Raw genomic sequence first — 16101 nt, 5'->3', positions numbered from 1 at the left:
GTCACTAACCGCAGCAAGACATCATGGATGACCTAAAGGTCGCCGCAGGAGCCGTAATCATGATTTTTCGGAGACAGCCTACCGCCGGTTTCGTCCTGGCAGTAATCGCCACCACCTTTTCCGCCCACGCGGCCTTCGGGTTCCCCCTGCCGGGCAAGAAGGCAGCGGCGCAGGATATACCGGCGGCCAAGCTAACGGCCAACCAGAACCAGTTGATCGACAAGGCCATCGTAAGGGAGAAGGAGGTCATCAAGACCGTCAAGGAGCGAGCTCCGCTGGTCGAGACCTACATCCAGAACATGCGGGCTGACGACAAGCTGGGTCAGACACCGGACTCGGACCAGCACTTTCTGGGCCGCGTCGAATTCAGCCGGATCATCGGTGGAAGCGAATACGAGGTTAACAAGTCGACCGCACAGGGAAGCGATGGCGGCAAGTTTGGCTTCTTCAAGCACTCCACCTCGTTCATAACCGGTCTGGGCAGCAGCCTGCACCTGAACTTCAGCGAGGTCGGCTTCGTCCAGATGCTGCTGATGGACTCGAACGACTTCGACCGGCAGCACTACCAGTTTGGCTATGTCCGCAACGAATTTCTGGGCAACACTCCCACGGCGGTCTTCGATGTGACGCCGCTCGGGAAAGACAAGCGGGGCCGCTTCTTTGGCCGTATCTGGATAGAGACGCGTGAAGGCAACGTTGTACGCTTCAACGGCAACTTCGCCGGCTCGGAAAAGGATTCGCGCGAGTACTACCACTTTGACAGCTGGCGCACCAACGTCCAGCCCGGTCTCTGGCTGCCAACCTCGTTCTACGTGGAAGAGAGCGATTCGAAGAGTGTCACCCGTACGCTGAAGTTCAAGGCGATCAACCACATCTGGGGCTACGTTCTGAAGGTTCCGCAGAAGGACTCCGAAAATACGTCGATGGACGTGGTCGGTGCGACGGACGTCAGCAGCGAGGCACAGGATCTCAGCCCGCTGGGAGCGCAGCGCGCCTGGGTGGCACAGGCCGAGGACAACGTTGTCGAACGGTTGTACCAGGCCGGCCTGCTGGATGCACCGAGCGAATTCGACAAGACTCTCGAGGCGCTGGCGACCAATATTCTGGCGTACAACAACATCACGCTGTCGCGGCCGATTCACTGCCGAACGCTGTTGACCGAGCCCCTGGAGTCGCTCTCGGTGGGAAACACCATCATCCTGTCGAAGAGCCTGATCGACACGACTGCCGTTCTCAGCCAGGACGGCGCCCAGCAGATGGGCAATTTGAATGCGCTGCTGGCCTTCCAGCTTGCCCACATTATTCTCGGCCACCGGCTCGACACGAAGTTCGCGTTCAACGACCGGCTTCTCTTCCCGGCGACTTCGGTCTTCAACCGTATTCCGATGCACCATACGAATGCCGACAATGAAGCGGCTGCGAAGAAGGCAGTTGAGCTGCTTGGAGCGAAGGAGCTGGTCGGAGGCGAGCAGTATTTTGGCCTCTACCTACAGCAGCTTCAGCAGCGGCTGCCGTCGCTGAAGGCTCTTAACCAGCCGATGATCGGCGATGGACTGGTGAAGAGCGACAACGACCAGACCTTCTGGATGGCGGCCATGGTGGCCAAGTCTCCGAAGCTGGATATGGCAGACCTGAAGCAGCAGGCCGCAATGCCGCTGTCGAGCTTCCTGCGCCGCGATCCGTGGACCGATCAGACGATCACGCTCCACCCGGCCTTCGAAACACTGCTGTCGCCCGCCGACAAGATGCCCTTTGAAGTGGGGCCGGTATACATTAAACTTGGTTACTACAAGCCACCGACTGAAACTCCGGCCCCGTCGGGCGGAGCTCCAGCCGCCAATTCGCAACCGGCTCCTGCCACCTCCCCGGCAACTCCGGCAGAGCCCACCTCCCCTGCAGCTGCTACAGCCAATCCGCCGCAGAATTGAAATTCGATCGTTCCACCGGGGATCGTCTTATACGGCGATCCTCACCTTTCGACCATCTAACAGAGAATAGAGAGTTCTGCTTTTCTCTGTAACTTAGCCTGAAAGTCATCACTGGAGGACCGCGGTTGAAACGTATTTTTTCGATTACTTCCATCGTCTTTTTATTGTGGGCCAGTGCCCACGTTTCCCATGCGCAGGCAATTCCCACGGCCACCCGTACCGGCTCAATCCAACTGGGCGCAGGGTATTCCTTTGCCAGTCCTGACTATGGGGAAAAAAAAATTCAGGGCTACACGATTTACGGGAGCTATGACTTTACGCGGCACTGGGGAATTGAAGGCAATATCCACAAAGTCAGCGTGATTACCCCAACCGATATTGGCGAAGACTCTTATCTTCTGGGACCTCGCTATGTCTTCCACATCAGCCGCTTCAGCCGCTTGAAACCCTATGCCAAAGGGCAGCTTGGTCTCGGCCGTTTTAAGACCGACTACGATAAAGACTCTCTCAGGCCGAACTACTCGTACACCTACAAGATCTATTCGGTGGGTGGCGGTGTCGACGTACGGACGACCCCTCATATTAATGTCCGGGCGTTCGATTTCGAATACCAGGGATGGCCGGGATTTGCGGCGAATGGATTGTCGCCCTATGTCTTCACCTTCGGGGCAGCGTACACTTTTCACTAAGAGCCAGGGCTGCTCTGCCGATAAGCAGGTAGAGCGGCCCTTCGCGTGAATGTTTCAAGGCCTGTTCGAACGAACATACAGGCCTCTTTCAGGGGAACGTGATTGTTTAAGAAGATTCTGATAGCAGCATCCTTGTTTACCACCTCCGCAGTTCTTCATGCACAAGCCAGTCCAACCGCCGAGCGGCCAGCCTCACTACAGATTGGGGCAGGCTTTTCCAGCGCGAACACGGACTACCTGCCGAATCGGGTAAACGGAACCACCCTCTACGTGGATTGGGACTTTTATCGTCACCTCGGCGTGGAGGGCGAGTTTCGTTACGTGAAGGACGGGCAGACCAATATGTACGAAAAGACCTACGAGATCGGCCCACGATATTCCCGTACGTATCGGGGACGGTTTTCTCCCTACGTCAAAGGGCTCTACGGACGAGGAGTGTTCAACTTCACCTATCGCGGGGAGACTACGGCGAATCTGGCTTATAACATGTTGGGTCTCGGCGGCGGCCTGGACTACAAGTTGCTTCGCCACGTCAATGTTCGAGGCGAATACGAATACCAGCGCTGGTTCGGCTTCCCGACCAACGGCCTGTCTCCCTCCGTCGTTACCATTGGCGGCGCATACCGCTTTTGAATAGCAGTTCAGCGATTCGCTGGCCAATAGCTGACCACAAGAGAAAGGCCCCTGATCGATCAGGGGCCTTTCTCTTGAAGCGGATGTTTCTTTAGAAGTGATATGCCATACCGATGGCGGGCATCGAGACCACTTCCCAGCGATTGGTCTTGAAGTTCGTGAGGCCGAAGTCCGGAGCCTTGACGACAAAGCCACGGTATTGCGCACGGATGTCCCAGCTCGGGCTGAGCTCATAGGCAACGCCGCCGCCGAAGAGCGCGCCGATGCTTGTATTCTGGCTCGTGTCGAAGTTCGTCGTTTGGAAGTCGCGAATCGGCGTAAAGATCAGCCCACCGACGCCGCCTTCCAGGAAGGGGTTGAAGTTCCGGAAGTTCAGAGAGTAGACATACGCGCCTGTAATCTCCTGCTGGCGGGTATGGATACGCACATTCGGAAGAAAGCTGGTGTTGTAGTTTGAACTGTATTGTGCGAAGGAGTAGTTCATCTCAAGCGCGCTTCGGGGTGTCAGCATATAGCGGTAGCTACCCAGAAATCCGACGGTCTTCGTCGTGTTCAACTGCACCGCGTTTCCATTCACCTGCGGCGTCAATACCCCAATCACGCTTGCACTTACGTCCTGCCGGCTCTCCTGTGCGTACCCGAAAGACGCCATCAGCATCAGCGCGCCCAACACCATCGTCTTCTTCATTCTTCGCTAGATCCCTTCGAATTCGTCCAGAACAACTTGGGGCTGACTTGTCGGCAATGGCACCTGCCGCAGTAACTTCCAGCGCCTTCGTCACTGTCCCTTCATTGTAAACGCACAACCGGGCCTGATGGGATGCCGAACGCAGAAAGGCCGGAGAGGACCTCCGGCCAGACCGTTCCAATCTTGATATTGCATTTTACTGAGGTGCTGGCGCGCCCTGCTGACGATCCTTCATCCGCTCCCGCATCTCTGCCTGCATCTCGTCGTATTTCGTCTTCTGATCGTCCGTCAGAACGGCGCGGATCTTATCCTGAGATGTCTTTCGAATCTCCATCATCTTGGATCGTTTGTCGTCGTTCGACATCGAGGTGTCATTTCTCAAAGCCATAACCTGCGACCTTGCATCGTCATTGATGGACTTGACCTGGGCCTGCTGGTCCGTCGTGAGGTTCAGTTTCTGGGTCAGCATCGCGGTCGCGTCTCCACGCTGATGACCGTGCGTGCCTTCCGTTCCCTGCGAAGCTGCCGGCGCGGTGTCCTGCGCCATCACTGGAAGAGCACATAGCGCGCCAGTACAAAGCGCAACCATTGCCATCCGCATACCTGCTTTGCGAAACATGGTTATCGTCATGGAATCTTTCCCTCTCAATTGGCGCGACCAGGAGACCTGGCCCAAAGCCTGCTCCATCAGACGTGGATTGCCGGGAAATGTTCTGCGTTGCGGAGAATTTAATCTTCCCGTCATGCCCCGCGGTCGGGCTGGAAGCTGTAGGGATCGCCGTGACTCGCTGCGTAGGATTCCACCACTTTGAGGAAGGCGGCCGCGGCGTGGGACAGGTTGGCCTGTCGCCGGTAGACCAGGCGCAGCTTGCGCTCAGTCTGCAGCTCCGGCACTTCCAGCATCACCAGGGTGCCGCTGGCGAGTTCCGGAACAGCAGTGAGGCGCGGAACTAACGCAACGCCATTGCCCATCTCCACAAAGCGCTTGATGGCCTCGAGCGAAGGCAGCTCAACCCCCATCTGCAAGGGGGTTTTATGCTTCTTGAAGGTCTGGATCACCTTCTGGCGTTGGGGCGAAGGAATATTGTGGGCGATGAAATTCTGCGATCCCAGCTGCCGGATGGACACCTTCCCTGCCCCGGCAAGAGGATGGCGGGGATTGACGACGAGGACCAGATCGTCCCGATAGACCACGATCGACCGGATCTGGCTGTCGTCGGGACGGAAGGAGAGCACCCCGAATTCGACGGAATGAATGAGGACTTCATCGGGAATCCTGCTGGCGAGCGTGCGCTGCACGGCCAGCTTGATCCGGGGATTCTGCCTGCGGAACTCGTCCAGCAGGGGGAGAAGATAGAGGCTGGTGTACTCGTTGGCGGCCAGATTCAGCCTGCCCCGATGCAGCGATCGCAGCTCCGTCAGGGCGCCTGAGGCTTCGCTCCGCAGATTCAACATCTTAGCGGCATACTCTCGCAACACTTCGCCGGCATCGGTGAGGGTGCCGTCTCTTGACGAACGATCAAAGAGAACCTCTCCGATCTCCCCTTCGAGCTTGGCGATTGCCTGACTCACCGCCGGCTGAGTACGATGGAGCCGAGAGGCGGCCCGTGAAAAACTTCGCTCCTCCGCTACGGCCAGAAATGTCTCCATCTGGACGAGATCCACGTTTTACCTCACTTTGGGCCCATGCCCTTGATCGCGCGAATGCTTCGATTAGAAGTTTTGATATGAGCGCAAACCTTCATAAGCCTGGGTTATGATAACGCCTAGGTACGAGAGTGACCAGAGCTATGCCAAATCCTGATCAGATCGTCTTCTTCGATACCACCCTCCGCGACGGCGAGCAGTCCCCGGGCTGCACGATGCACCACGACGAGAAGTTACGCATGGCGCATCAGCTTCGCGACCTGGGGGTGGACATTCTTGAAGCCGGCTTCGCCATTGCGTCGGAGGGGGACTTCGACGCGGTCCGGGCGATTGCCCGCGAGGTGACCGGCACCCGCATCGCCTCGTTGGCGCGTTGTAAGCGCGAGGATATCGATGCGGCTGGCCGTGCCATCCAGCCGGCCAAGTTAAACCGGATCCACATCTTTCTTGCCTCCTCCGACCTTCATCTCGAATACAAGCTGCGCATCTCGCGCGAGCAGGCGCTCGACCAGACCGCCGAATCTGTCCGGCACGCGCTTACCTATACCGATAACGTCGAGTTTTCGACCGAGGACGGCACCCGTACCGATCCCGAGTTCCTGGTGAAGATGATCACCGTCGCGGTGCAGGCGGGTGCGACGACCATCAATATTCCGGATACAGTCGGCTACACCACTCCCGAAGAGTACTCCGCAATCTTCCGCATGGTGCGCGAGCGCGTTGCTGGAATCGAGAACGTCATTCTCTCCACCCACTGCCACGACGATCTCGGCATGGCGGTTGCGAACTCGCTGGCGGGAGTGCAGGGTGGCGCGCGTCAGATTGAATGCACGATCAACGGCATCGGCGAACGTGCCGGCAACGCGGCTCTCGAAGAGATTGCCGCGGCACTCATGGTTCGACGCGACAAACTTCCTTACACGAGCAACATCCGGATGGATCAGCTTTACCCGACCAGCCAGATGCTGGCGGAGTGCATCAGCTTCGGAGCCGCGCCCAACAAGGCTGTCGTCGGGGCGAATGCTTTCGCGCACGAATCCGGCATCCATCAGCACGGCATGCTGGCAAATCCATTGACCTACGAGATCATGACCCCGGCCTCGGTCGGCGCGGGCAGCACTAACCTCGTGTTGGGCAAGCACTCTGGGCGACGGGCTCTGGCGGACCGGCTCGAAAGACTTGGTCACACGCTCACACGCGAGCAGCTCGACGAGGTCTATCACCGCTTTACCGAGCTTGCCGATCGCAAGAAGTCGATCTATGACCAGGACATTCTCGGCTTGCTGAAGCCCGAAAAGGTTCCGGCCGTGGCGACTCCATAGCAACGGTTGGACGAACCAGAAAATGCGGGGCACGAAGCCCTCATCACTTCTCGAAGAAGGAATAGCGAATGCGTCTCAAAGTTGCAGTTCTCGCCGGCGACGGCATCGGTCCTGAAGTCACACGGGAAGCTACGAACATTCTGCACGCGGTTGCCGAGTTGGGCGGACACGAATTCACCTTTGTCGAAGGTCTGATCGGCGGTGTTGCCATCACCGACAGCGGATCGCCACTCCCCACCGCGACGCTCGACGCCGCACTCGATGCCGACGCCGTTCTGCTGGGCGCGGTCGGCGACAACAAGTTCAACTCGCTCACGCCGGACAAGCGTCCCGAGGCCGGCCTGTTGCAGATTCGCCAGGCGCTTGGCGGCTTCGCCAACCTTCGTCCTTCGGTGGCCTACACCGCGCTTGCGGGCAGCTCTCCCCTGCGCCCCGAGGTGACCGAAGGCGTCGACATCCTGTTCGTTCGCGAGCTGCTGGGCGGTCTCTACTTTGGCGCGCCACGCCGGTGGAACAAGGAGACCAACGAAGCCATCAACACGATGCGTTATACCCGCGACGAGGTGGTTCGGGTCGCCCGCGTCGCCTTCGAGCTTGCGTCGAAGCGCCGCAAGAAGGTCACTTCGGTCGATAAGGCCAACGTGCTTGAGGTCTCGCAGCTGTGGCGCGCGACCGTTACCGAGATCGCCAAGGACTATCCCGAGGTCACCCTCGAACATCAGCTTGTCGATTCGATGGCGATGCACATCATGAATATCCCGCGGAACTTCGACGTTGTACTCACCGAGAACCTCTTCGGCGACATTCTCTCCGATGAGGCGGGAGTGATTACGGGCTCGCTCGGCATGCTGCCCTCGGCCACCATCGGTGGTGCGGTGAATCTCTACGAGCCTGTGCACGGCTCCGCCCCTGACATCGCCGGAACCGGCAAGGCGAATCCGCTGGGAGCGATCCTCACCGCCGCGATGGTTCTGCGCCACTCCGCGAATCTCGAGCAGGACGCGCGCGCGGTGGAGCAGGCGGTCCTCAAGGTTCTGGAGGCGGGTTACCGCACCGCGGACATCGCACGTAAGGGCGAGAACGTGCAGCTCGTCAACACGCAGGAGATGGGCAAGCATGTGCACCAGGCCCTGGCCGAGTCCATCGACCGCCGTCAGGCCATGCACGCCGTATGAGAAATCGATGACACCAAAGACTAAGGCTATCCTCATCAATTGTTCGATTGTTGCCGCGTTGATCTATAGGTATTGGACTGGCAGTCCGTTATTCATCCTCATAACTGTTGGCATCTTTCTTCTCGTCTTTGCCAACTTACTGATGATGTTTGCGGCGAAACAGCAAAGCAAAAAGATTCGATAAGTCTTCAAGTGCGACGTCACCTCCAACTCGGTGCGGTTTTCCTCCTGATCTTCGTGACCTCAGGAATCCGCGCGCAGCTTCAGCTGAAGCACGATAAGCCGAAGGCGGAGGATCTGTCGTGGATGTGGCAGTACACGCAGCCTGCAGACGGCGGAAACGGCAGCGGACTGCTAAACGACGTGCGCTTGAAGGCCTTGTTGCAGGCACATTTCACGGCACCACAGACCTTCTGGAGCAACGGCAAGAGTCTTCCCGAGACCATCTTCGAGTTTCTCGGTCAGTCCCGCTCCGTGGTCGCCGACGATAACCGCTACTTCGTTGCCACTGGCTGCGTGGCGCAGTTCTGCCCGAACCGCGGCCTGCTCTGGATCGATGTTGGCAGCGCCCATCCGTTGTTCGTCTTTGCAGCGACCAACTGGATTGCAGAGAGCAAAGCCACCGATCAGGCGGGATCGACCTATACGTTGTGGGTCTTTGCCAGCCGCGCGCTCGACCCTGCCCATCTTCCCCAGCCACTTACGCGCTCGATTGCACCCTGGGCCACCGAACCTCTTGCCGACAACACCGTCGAGCAGATCGCCAATGTGATCCTCGTCGATCCCGACGGACAACCGCACCCGATTCAACCGGCCGATCTTGGCATCGGCCAAACCAAGAAACAGACTGAGCAGAAGGCAAACTCATGAGCACAGCACCCAAGACGTTGTTCGAAAAAGTCTGGCAGCAGCACGTCGTCGCAGAGCCCGCAGGCGAACCGACGATCCTCTACATCGACCTGCACCTCGTCCACGAAGTCACCTCGCCGCAGGCCTTCGACGGCCTTCGCATGGCTGGCCGCAAGCTGCGCCGCCCTGACCGCACGATCGCCACGGTGGATCACAATGTTCCCACCACCAGCGCGTATGACCGTCTCCACATCGTCGACCAGATCTCTGCCAACCAGGTGAATGCGCTGCGCAAGAACTGCGCCGAGTTCGGCGTCGAGTTCTTCGACGTGCAGGACGCCTCGCAGGGCATCGTCCACATGATCGGGCCGGAGCTGGGCGCAACCAAGCCGGGCATGACCATCGTGTGCGGCGACTCCCACACCTCCACCCACGGAGCCTTCGGCGCGCTCGCCTTCGGCATCGGCACCAGCGAGGTCGAGCACGTGATGGCCACGCAGACACTACCGCAGGACAAGCCCAAGACCTTCCGCATCACGGTTGATGGTGCCGCAGGCGCTGTCGACGGCGGGCTTCCCTTCGGCGTCACCGCCAAGGACATCATCCTCGACATCATCGGCAGGATCGGCACCGACGGGGCCACAGGATATGCCGTCGAATATGCCGGCTCGGCCATCCGCGCCCTGTCGATGGAAGGCCGCATGACCATCTGCAACATGAGCATCGAGGCCGGTGCCCGCGCCGGAATGATCGCTCCCGACGAGACGACGTTTGCTTACCTCAAGGGCCGTCGTTTCGTTCCTCAGGGAGCCGCATGGGATGAGGCCGTCGCCCACTGGCGCACACTGCCCACCGATGAAGGCGCAGCCTTCGACCGCGAGCTTCACATCGATGCCGCCACCCTCGCTCCCGCCGTCACCTGGGGAACCTCCCCCGGCATGACCACCACCATCGATGCGAAGGTTCCGACGCTGAATGACGCGAAGACCGAGGCCGACAAAAAATCCTTCGAACGCGCTTACGAATACATGGGCCTCACGCCCGGCACGCCGATGGAAGAGATCAAGATCGACACGGTTTTTCTGGGCTCCTGCACCAACGGACGCATTGAAGACCTCCGTGCCGCAGCAGCCGTCGTCAAGGGTCATCACATCGCCACAAAGATTCGCGCCATGGTCGTTCCCGGATCGCAGGCGGTCAAGCATCAGGCCGAGGAAGAAGGTCTCGACGAGATCTTCAAGACCGCCGGCTTCGAGTGGCGCGAGCCCGGCTGCTCGATGTGCCTCGGCATGAATCCCGACATCCTGCAACCCGGCGAGCGCTGCGCCTCCACCAGCAATCGCAACTTCGAAGGACGCCAGGGACGCGGCGGACGCACACACCTGGTCTCGCCGGAGATGGCCGCCGCAGCTGCCATCACCGGTCACTTCACCGACATCCGCAAGTGGAAGCAGACGGAAGGAGCCTCGCGCTAATGGAACCGATCAACATCATCACCTCGAAGGCCGTGCCGCTGCCGTTCCCGAACATCGACACCGACCAGATCATCCCCAAGCAGTTCCTCAAGCGCATCGAGCGCACCGGCTACGGCGAGTTCCTGTTCTTCGACTGGCGCTACGATCTCGAGACACCCGACCACGTCGAAGAGCGTAAGGAATTCGTTCTCAACAAGCCCGAGTACAAGGGCGCCGAGATCCTCATCGCCGAAAGGAACTTCGGCTGCGGCAGCTCACGCGAGCACGCCGCCTGGGCAATCAATCAGTACGGCTTCCGCGCCGTGATCGCGCCGACCTTTGCCGATATCTTCTTCTCCAACGCAGGCAAGAACGGCATTATTCTCTGCCGCCTCACCGAAGACGAGGTGAAGACGTTGCTCGAGCGCACTACCGCCAACCCCGAGCACAAGCTCACCATCAACCTCGAGCAGCAGACCGTCACCGACGAACAGGGCTTTCACGCAACCTTTGATATCGACCCATTCCGCAAGTACTGCCTGCTGAACGGTCTCGACGACATCGGCCTCACGCTGCGCCACGAAAATGAGCTCGACAGCTTCGAAGAGAAGCACAACAAGGACTTCTGGTCGCTGCCAAAGACCGCCGCTTAACGTCGCCGTCATTCTGAGCGCAGCGAAGAATCTCAGTAGTTCTTTGCAGCGCCGCAAAGCTTAGAGAGGAAGAGAACAGCAAGTGAGCAACGAACTCAATCCGGCAAAGAAGTATTCGAAGGTCCTCACCGAAGGCCCATCACGCGCCGCTGCGCGCTCCTACCTGCGTGGCGTCGGCTTCAGCAAAGAAGACCTGCACAAGCCCATCATCGGCATCGCCAACACCTGGACCGAGATCGGCCCCTGCAACTTCCATCTCCGCCAGGTCGCGGAGGCGGTCAAGCAGGGCGTGCGCGACGCAGGCGGCACCCCGATGGAGTTCAACACCGTCACCATCTCCGACGGCATCACGATGGGGACCGAAGGCATGAAGGCCTCGCTGATCTCGCGCGAAGTCATCGCCGACTCAATCGAGCTCGTCGCTCGCGGCAACAGCTTCGACGGCCTCATCTGCATCGCCGGCTGCGACAAGAACATGCCCGCCGCCATCATGGCGCTTGGCCGCCTCGACATCCCCGGCCTCATGCTCTACGGCGGCTCCATCGCTCCGGGCAAGCTTCCCCAGCCTGACGGCACCACGAAGGAGATCACCATCCTGCAGGTCTTCGAAGCCATGGGCTCGCACGCGGCTGGAAAGATCAATGATGACCAGCTCGAAGCTCTCGAAGCCGCAGCCTGTCCCGGCCCCGGGGCCTGCGGCGGTCAGTTCACCGCCAACACCATGGCTATGGCAGGCGAGTTTCTCGGCATCTCTCCCATCCAGATCACCGGCGTTCCCGCCATGTCGCCGGACAAGGCCGAAGCCAGCCGCGAGGCAGGCCGTCTGGTCATGGAGCTGGCGAAGAACGATCTTCGTCCCTCGAAGATCGTGACGCGCAAGGCCATCGAGAACGCCTACGTCTCCGCCTGCGCGTCTGGCGGAAGCACTAACGCTGTCCTGCATCTGCTCGCCATCGCGCGCGAGTTCAACATCCCCTTCACTATCGACGACTTCAACGCCATCAGCGATCGCACTCCACACATCTGCGACCTCTCCCCCGGCGGCAAGTACGCCGCCAAGGACTACCAGGACGCAGGCGGATCGCGCCTGCTCGCGAAGCGGCTGCTCGACGCTGGCCTCATCGACGGCAACCTGATCACCGTCACCGGCAAGACCCTCGCCGAAGAGGCACAGCACGCCGTCGAGACGCCGGGACAGGTGGTTATCTATCCGATGGACAAGCCTCTTAAGCCCACCGGTGGACTCGTTATCCTCAAGGGCAACCTGGCTCCCGAGGGCTGCGTCGTCAAGGTCGCAGGCCACGAGCGCATCCTGCACACCGGCCCCGCACGCGTCTTCAACTCCGAGGACGAGTGCCACGCTGCTGTCGAAGCCGGCAAGATCAAGCCCAACGACGTCTGCGTCATTCGCTACGAAGGCCCCCGCGGAGGCCCCGGTATGCGCGAGATGCTCGCCGTCACTGCAGCCATCAAAGGCATCCCCGAGCTCACGGATACTGTCGCGCTGCTCACCGACGGCCGATTCTCCGGAGCCACGCGCGGCCTCATGGTCGGCCACGTAGCCCCCGAAGCCCAGCTCGGAGGCCCAATCGCCGCCGTCCACGAAGGCGACACCATCACCTTTGACATCAAGAACCGCGAGCTGCGACTTGAGGTTCCAGCGGAAGATATTGCAAAGCGCTTGAAGGAAGTGAAGCAGCCGGAGCCGCGTTACAAGCGTGGAGTCTTCGCGAAGTATAGGAACAGCGTGAGCAGTGCCAGCGAAGGAGCGGTTACCACGTAATTTGCATCCTTCCAGAAAGATTTTATGCCCATTGAATTTGCTCAGTTAAAACCCGGAGAACTCTACTCGAGACAAATACTCGCCGAGTTATGGAGCTATAAAACATTTCATGCTTTGGCCAGAGGAGTAGTCACGCCTGCTGGAGATAACAAGATCGTTTTGTTCGTTACCGAGAACAAACAAACATCTTCAGAGCAGTATGAAGACAAACTGCACGAAAAGACGCTTGATTGGGAAGGACCAAATGACCACTTCGCCGAAAAAAGGATGCTTGCTACATCTACCACCGGCGAAGAAATTCATCTGTTCCACAGAGAACGACATCACTCAGATTTCGTCTACGTCGGGCAGCTCAAGATCTTGCAAACCGAATTGAATATAGACAAACCAAGCCGATTCAGATTTCAAATTCAATCGGCATAATCCTCGATGGCGAATGGAGCATGTATGACAGACCAGAAAAACGCACACCCCACCCTGACCGGAGCCGAGATCCTCTGGGCCACGCTTGTAGGCGAAGGTGTCACCACGGTCTTCGGTTACCCCGGCGGAGCCATCCTTCCCGCCTACGACGCTCTGCGCAAGTTCCCCATCCACCACGTGCTCACGCGGCACGAGCAGGGCGCCGCGCACATGGCTGACGGCTACGCGCGCGCCTCGGGCAAGGTCGGGGTCGCCATCGCCACATCGGGCCCCGGCGCGACCAACCTCGTCACCGGCATCGCCACAGCGATGCTCGACTCTATCCCGATCGTCTGCATCACCGGGCAGGTCTCGTCCAAGGTGCTCGGCTCCGATGCCTTCCAGGAGATCGATATCACCGGCATCACACTACCGATCACCAAGCACAACTTCGTCGCCACGCGCGCCGAAGACGTTGCTCCGATGATCCGCGAGGCCTTCCAGATCGCGCAGTCCGGACGCCCCGGCCCCGTGCTGGTCGACATCACCAAGGACGCGCAGCAGGGTGCCGCACTCTTCAACTTCGACGAGGCCGCGCCCGCCGCCTTCCGCCCGCACCCCATGCTACGCGCCGAATCCACCGAGATGCATCGCGCCATCGAGCTGATGAGGGCCTCGACGAAGCCCGTCATCCTCGCGGGCCACGGCATCATCCTTTCCGCCGCAGAGCGCGAGGTGCTGGCCTTCGCCGAACGCTACCAGATTCCTGTTGCTACGACGCTGCTCGGCCTCGGAGCCTTCCCTGCCTCGCACCCGCTGGCGCTGGGCATGATGGGCATGCACGGCGAGTCGTGGGTGAACCATGCCATTCAGGAGGCCGACCTGTTGCTTGCCTTCGGGATGCGCTTCGACGACCGCGTGACCGGCAATCTCGCCAGCTACGCGCCGAATGCGAAGAAGATCCACATTGAGATCGATCCCTCGGAGATCAACAAGAACGTCAAGGTGGACGTCGCGCTGATCGGCGACCTCAAAGAGGTCCTTCGCACGATGGAGCCGCTCATCCACGACAAGAACTATCTCGTCGACGCGAGCGCGAATAACAACACCAAGGAGTGGCTGCGCGAGATCCGCGCCCTGAAGGGCGACGCCGCCGTGCGCGACATCATCAACCTTCCCGACAACGGCCATCTCTACGCCGCGCACGTCATCAACGACATCTGGCAGGAGGCAAAGGCCGCAGGTCGTCTCGACAAGACCATCATCGCCACCGACGTGGGACAGCACCAGATGTGGGAGGCGCAGTACTTCAAGCACGAGGACACGCGCACCCTCATCACCTCAGGAGGCCTCGGGACCATGGGCTACGCTCTGCCCGCAGCCATCGGAGCCAAGATCGCACGGCCTGACTGCGACGTCTGGTGCATCGCCGGTGACGGCGGCTTCCAGATGACCGCCGCAGAGCTTTCCACCATCCAGCAGGAGTCCCTTCACATCAACGTGGCCGTCATCAACAACGGCTTCCTGGGCATGGTGCGCCAGTGGCAGGAGGCCTTCTACGACAAGAACTACTCCTGCTCCCCAATCCTCTCGCCCGACTTCGTCAAACTGGCGGAAGCGCACGGCATTCCCGGCTCTCACGTCACCGAGCGCAAGGATGTAACACAAACCGTCACAAATGCACGAACGGCACCGACGGCGTTCCTCATCAACTTCTCTGTCGAAAAGGAAGATGGAGTTTACCCGATGATCGCTCCGGGCAGCGCGCTGCATGAGATGGTCCGCAGGCCGAATCCGCTGATAGAGACGGCGGAGGACGAGTAAGAAGAAGATGAAACTGGAACAGTTCGATCTGAAGGCACTCGCTCCAATATCGAGCTTTATTGCAACTCTGTAGATTGAAATCTTTTATTGGAAAGAGCCTTGCATGAAGATCGTGCTTCAACAGAAGTCTGGCCTTGGGAATCAACTGTTCCAGTATGCTGCGGGTCTCTACTTTTCCCATAAGCACGCAGCCACGCTGGAGATTATCCGTGAATCAGAGGAGCGCGCCGTGTCGTTCGGTCATCCACGTCCCTTTCTGCTTTCGAAGTTCCGCATCACCACACCGGTGCGGCAACGGAACGGATGGGATCGCCTGCTCTGCTCGACGGCCTCCTATAAAGATCCCATCTCCATACCTGCGCGTCTTCTTTCCGGCACCCATCGCTACAAGCCGGACTTCCGCACCGACTGGCTCTTCGTTCCGGAGCTTCCCGTGACTTCGACCACCAGGAACATTTACGTCGACGGCTACTTTCAGGCGCATCAGTATGCGAAGACCATCGAGCAGCAGCTACGGAGCGAGCTCGCGCTTCGGGATGCTCCTACAGGCAAGAACATCGAGACGCTGAATCAGATTCGCGCGTGCGAGTCTCCGGTATCGCTCCACGTACGGCGCGGCGATTACACCACCATCTACAGTGGCCGCGACGCAATGCCCATCACCTACTACCAAAATGCCATTGCGGCCATCCGCGAGCACGTATCTGACCCAACGTTCTTCGTCTTCTCCGACGACATCGCTTTCTGCCGCGAGAATTTTCCTGCAGGCCCACGCTATGTCTTCGTCGGCCACAACAGCCAGACCGAGGCGCACGAAGATCTCCGGCTCATGTCCTCCTGCCGCCACCACATCATCGCCAACAGCAGCTTCTCCTGGTGGGGAGCATGGCTCAACCCAGATCCCGACAAGGTCGTCCTCGTCCCCGACCGCTGGCTCGATCCCAATGTTCCGCACACCGATCTTCTGCCTTCCTCGTGGAAGCGCGTCGCCACCGCAGCCCCTGACTCATCACGCAGTTCAACTTCAGACGACAGCCTGATAAGGACGTAACGA

The 16101-nt window shown here is 59.5% G+C and carries 16 protein-coding genes; 13 read left to right on the top strand and 3 right to left on the bottom strand.

The genetic code is table 11. The annotated features are described in order from the left end of the window. Positions 1-59: 59 nt before the first annotated feature. The 3 genes from BDD14_RS20865 (at position 60) to BDD14_RS20855 (ending at position 3250) form a co-directional block, all read left to right on the top strand. Entirely contained in the window at positions 60-1928 is a 1869-nt protein-coding gene (locus BDD14_RS20865; RefSeq protein WP_130420881.1) for a hypothetical protein, read from the top strand. Between the two features lie 125 nt (positions 1929-2053). Beyond that, on the top strand, positions 2054-2617 hold the full coding sequence (locus tag BDD14_RS20860; protein ID WP_165420182.1) for a porin family protein: 564 nt from the start codon (positions 2054-2056) through the stop codon (positions 2615-2617). Positions 2618-2719: 102 nt separating this feature from the next. Continuing rightward, positions 2720-3250 (top strand): outer membrane beta-barrel protein, encoded by a 531-nt coding sequence (locus tag BDD14_RS20855; RefSeq protein ID WP_130420877.1) that lies wholly within the window; start codon positions 2720-2722, stop codon positions 3248-3250. Between the two features lie 91 nt (positions 3251-3341). Here BDD14_RS20855 and BDD14_RS20850 read toward each other — a convergent pair whose 3' ends face one another. From BDD14_RS20850 to BDD14_RS20840, 3 genes are all read right to left on the bottom strand, one after another. Continuing rightward, entirely contained in the window at positions 3342-3938 is a 597-nt protein-coding gene (locus BDD14_RS20850) for an outer membrane beta-barrel protein (RefSeq protein WP_130420875.1), read from the bottom strand. A 196-nt stretch (positions 3939-4134) separates the two neighbouring features. Further along, positions 4135-4569 carry a hypothetical protein gene (locus BDD14_RS20845; RefSeq protein ID WP_130420873.1) on the bottom strand — a complete coding sequence of 145 codons (435 nt, stop codon included), beginning with the start codon at positions 4567-4569 and terminating at the stop codon, positions 4135-4137. Between the two features lie 110 nt (positions 4570-4679). Then, positions 4680-5588 carry a LysR family transcriptional regulator gene (locus tag BDD14_RS20840; RefSeq protein WP_423201762.1) on the bottom strand — a complete coding sequence of 303 codons (909 nt, stop codon included), beginning with the start codon at positions 5586-5588 and terminating at the stop codon, positions 4680-4682. A 140-nt stretch (positions 5589-5728) separates the two neighbouring features. Between BDD14_RS20840 and BDD14_RS20835 the strand changes: the two genes are divergently transcribed. From BDD14_RS20835 to BDD14_RS20795, 10 genes are all read left to right on the top strand, one after another. Further along, the gene (locus BDD14_RS20835; protein ID WP_130420869.1) at positions 5729-6907 is read left to right on the top strand and encodes a 2-isopropylmalate synthase; all 1179 of its coding nucleotides are present in this window, start codon (positions 5729-5731) and stop codon (positions 6905-6907) included. A gap of 68 nt (positions 6908-6975) precedes the next feature. Beyond that, positions 6976-8082 (top strand): 3-isopropylmalate dehydrogenase, encoded by a 1107-nt coding sequence (leuB, locus tag BDD14_RS20830; RefSeq protein ID WP_130420867.1) that lies wholly within the window; start codon positions 6976-6978, stop codon positions 8080-8082. Positions 8083-8089: 7 nt separating this feature from the next. After that, on the top strand, positions 8090-8266 hold the full coding sequence (locus BDD14_RS31980) for a hypothetical protein (protein WP_165420181.1): 177 nt from the start codon (positions 8090-8092) through the stop codon (positions 8264-8266). Between the two features lie 8 nt (positions 8267-8274). Then, the gene (locus tag BDD14_RS20825) at positions 8275-8952 is read left to right on the top strand and encodes a hypothetical protein (RefSeq protein WP_130420865.1); all 678 of its coding nucleotides are present in this window, start codon (positions 8275-8277) and stop codon (positions 8950-8952) included. Beyond that, positions 8949-10406, top strand: coding sequence for a 3-isopropylmalate dehydratase large subunit (leuC, locus tag BDD14_RS20820; RefSeq protein WP_130420863.1), 1458 nt, complete (start codon positions 8949-8951; stop codon positions 10404-10406). Before BDD14_RS20825 ends, leuC begins: the two co-directional genes overlap by 4 nt. Then, positions 10406-11038 carry a 3-isopropylmalate dehydratase small subunit gene (gene leuD / locus BDD14_RS20815; protein WP_130420861.1) on the top strand — a complete coding sequence of 211 codons (633 nt, stop codon included), beginning with the start codon at positions 10406-10408 and terminating at the stop codon, positions 11036-11038. The genes leuC and leuD overlap by 1 nt, the downstream gene beginning before the upstream one ends. An 82-nt stretch (positions 11039-11120) precedes the next feature. Beyond that, positions 11121-12821, top strand: a complete 1701-nt coding sequence (ilvD, locus tag BDD14_RS20810; protein ID WP_130420859.1) for a dihydroxy-acid dehydratase — start codon at positions 11121-11123, stop codon at positions 12819-12821. Positions 12822-12845: 24 nt separating this feature from the next. After that, positions 12846-13244, top strand: coding sequence for a DUF3427 domain-containing protein (locus BDD14_RS20805; protein ID WP_130420857.1), 399 nt, complete (start codon positions 12846-12848; stop codon positions 13242-13244). A 24-nt stretch (positions 13245-13268) separates the two neighbouring features. Continuing rightward, entirely contained in the window at positions 13269-15047 is a 1779-nt protein-coding gene (gene ilvB, locus BDD14_RS20800) for a biosynthetic-type acetolactate synthase large subunit (protein ID WP_130420855.1), read from the top strand. Positions 15048-15150: 103 nt separating this feature from the next. Continuing rightward, the gene (locus BDD14_RS20795; RefSeq protein ID WP_130420853.1) at positions 15151-16098 is read left to right on the top strand and encodes an alpha-1,2-fucosyltransferase; all 948 of its coding nucleotides are present in this window, start codon (positions 15151-15153) and stop codon (positions 16096-16098) included. Positions 16099-16101 lie beyond the last annotated feature (3 nt).

It is taken from the genome of Edaphobacter modestus (assembly GCF_004217555.1).
In the GTDB taxonomy this organism is placed as follows: Bacteria; Acidobacteriota; Terriglobia; order Terriglobales; family Acidobacteriaceae; genus Edaphobacter; species Edaphobacter modestus.
The sequence above is the reverse complement of the archived record's forward strand: the minus strand, read 5'-3'. Positions and strand labels throughout refer to the sequence as shown.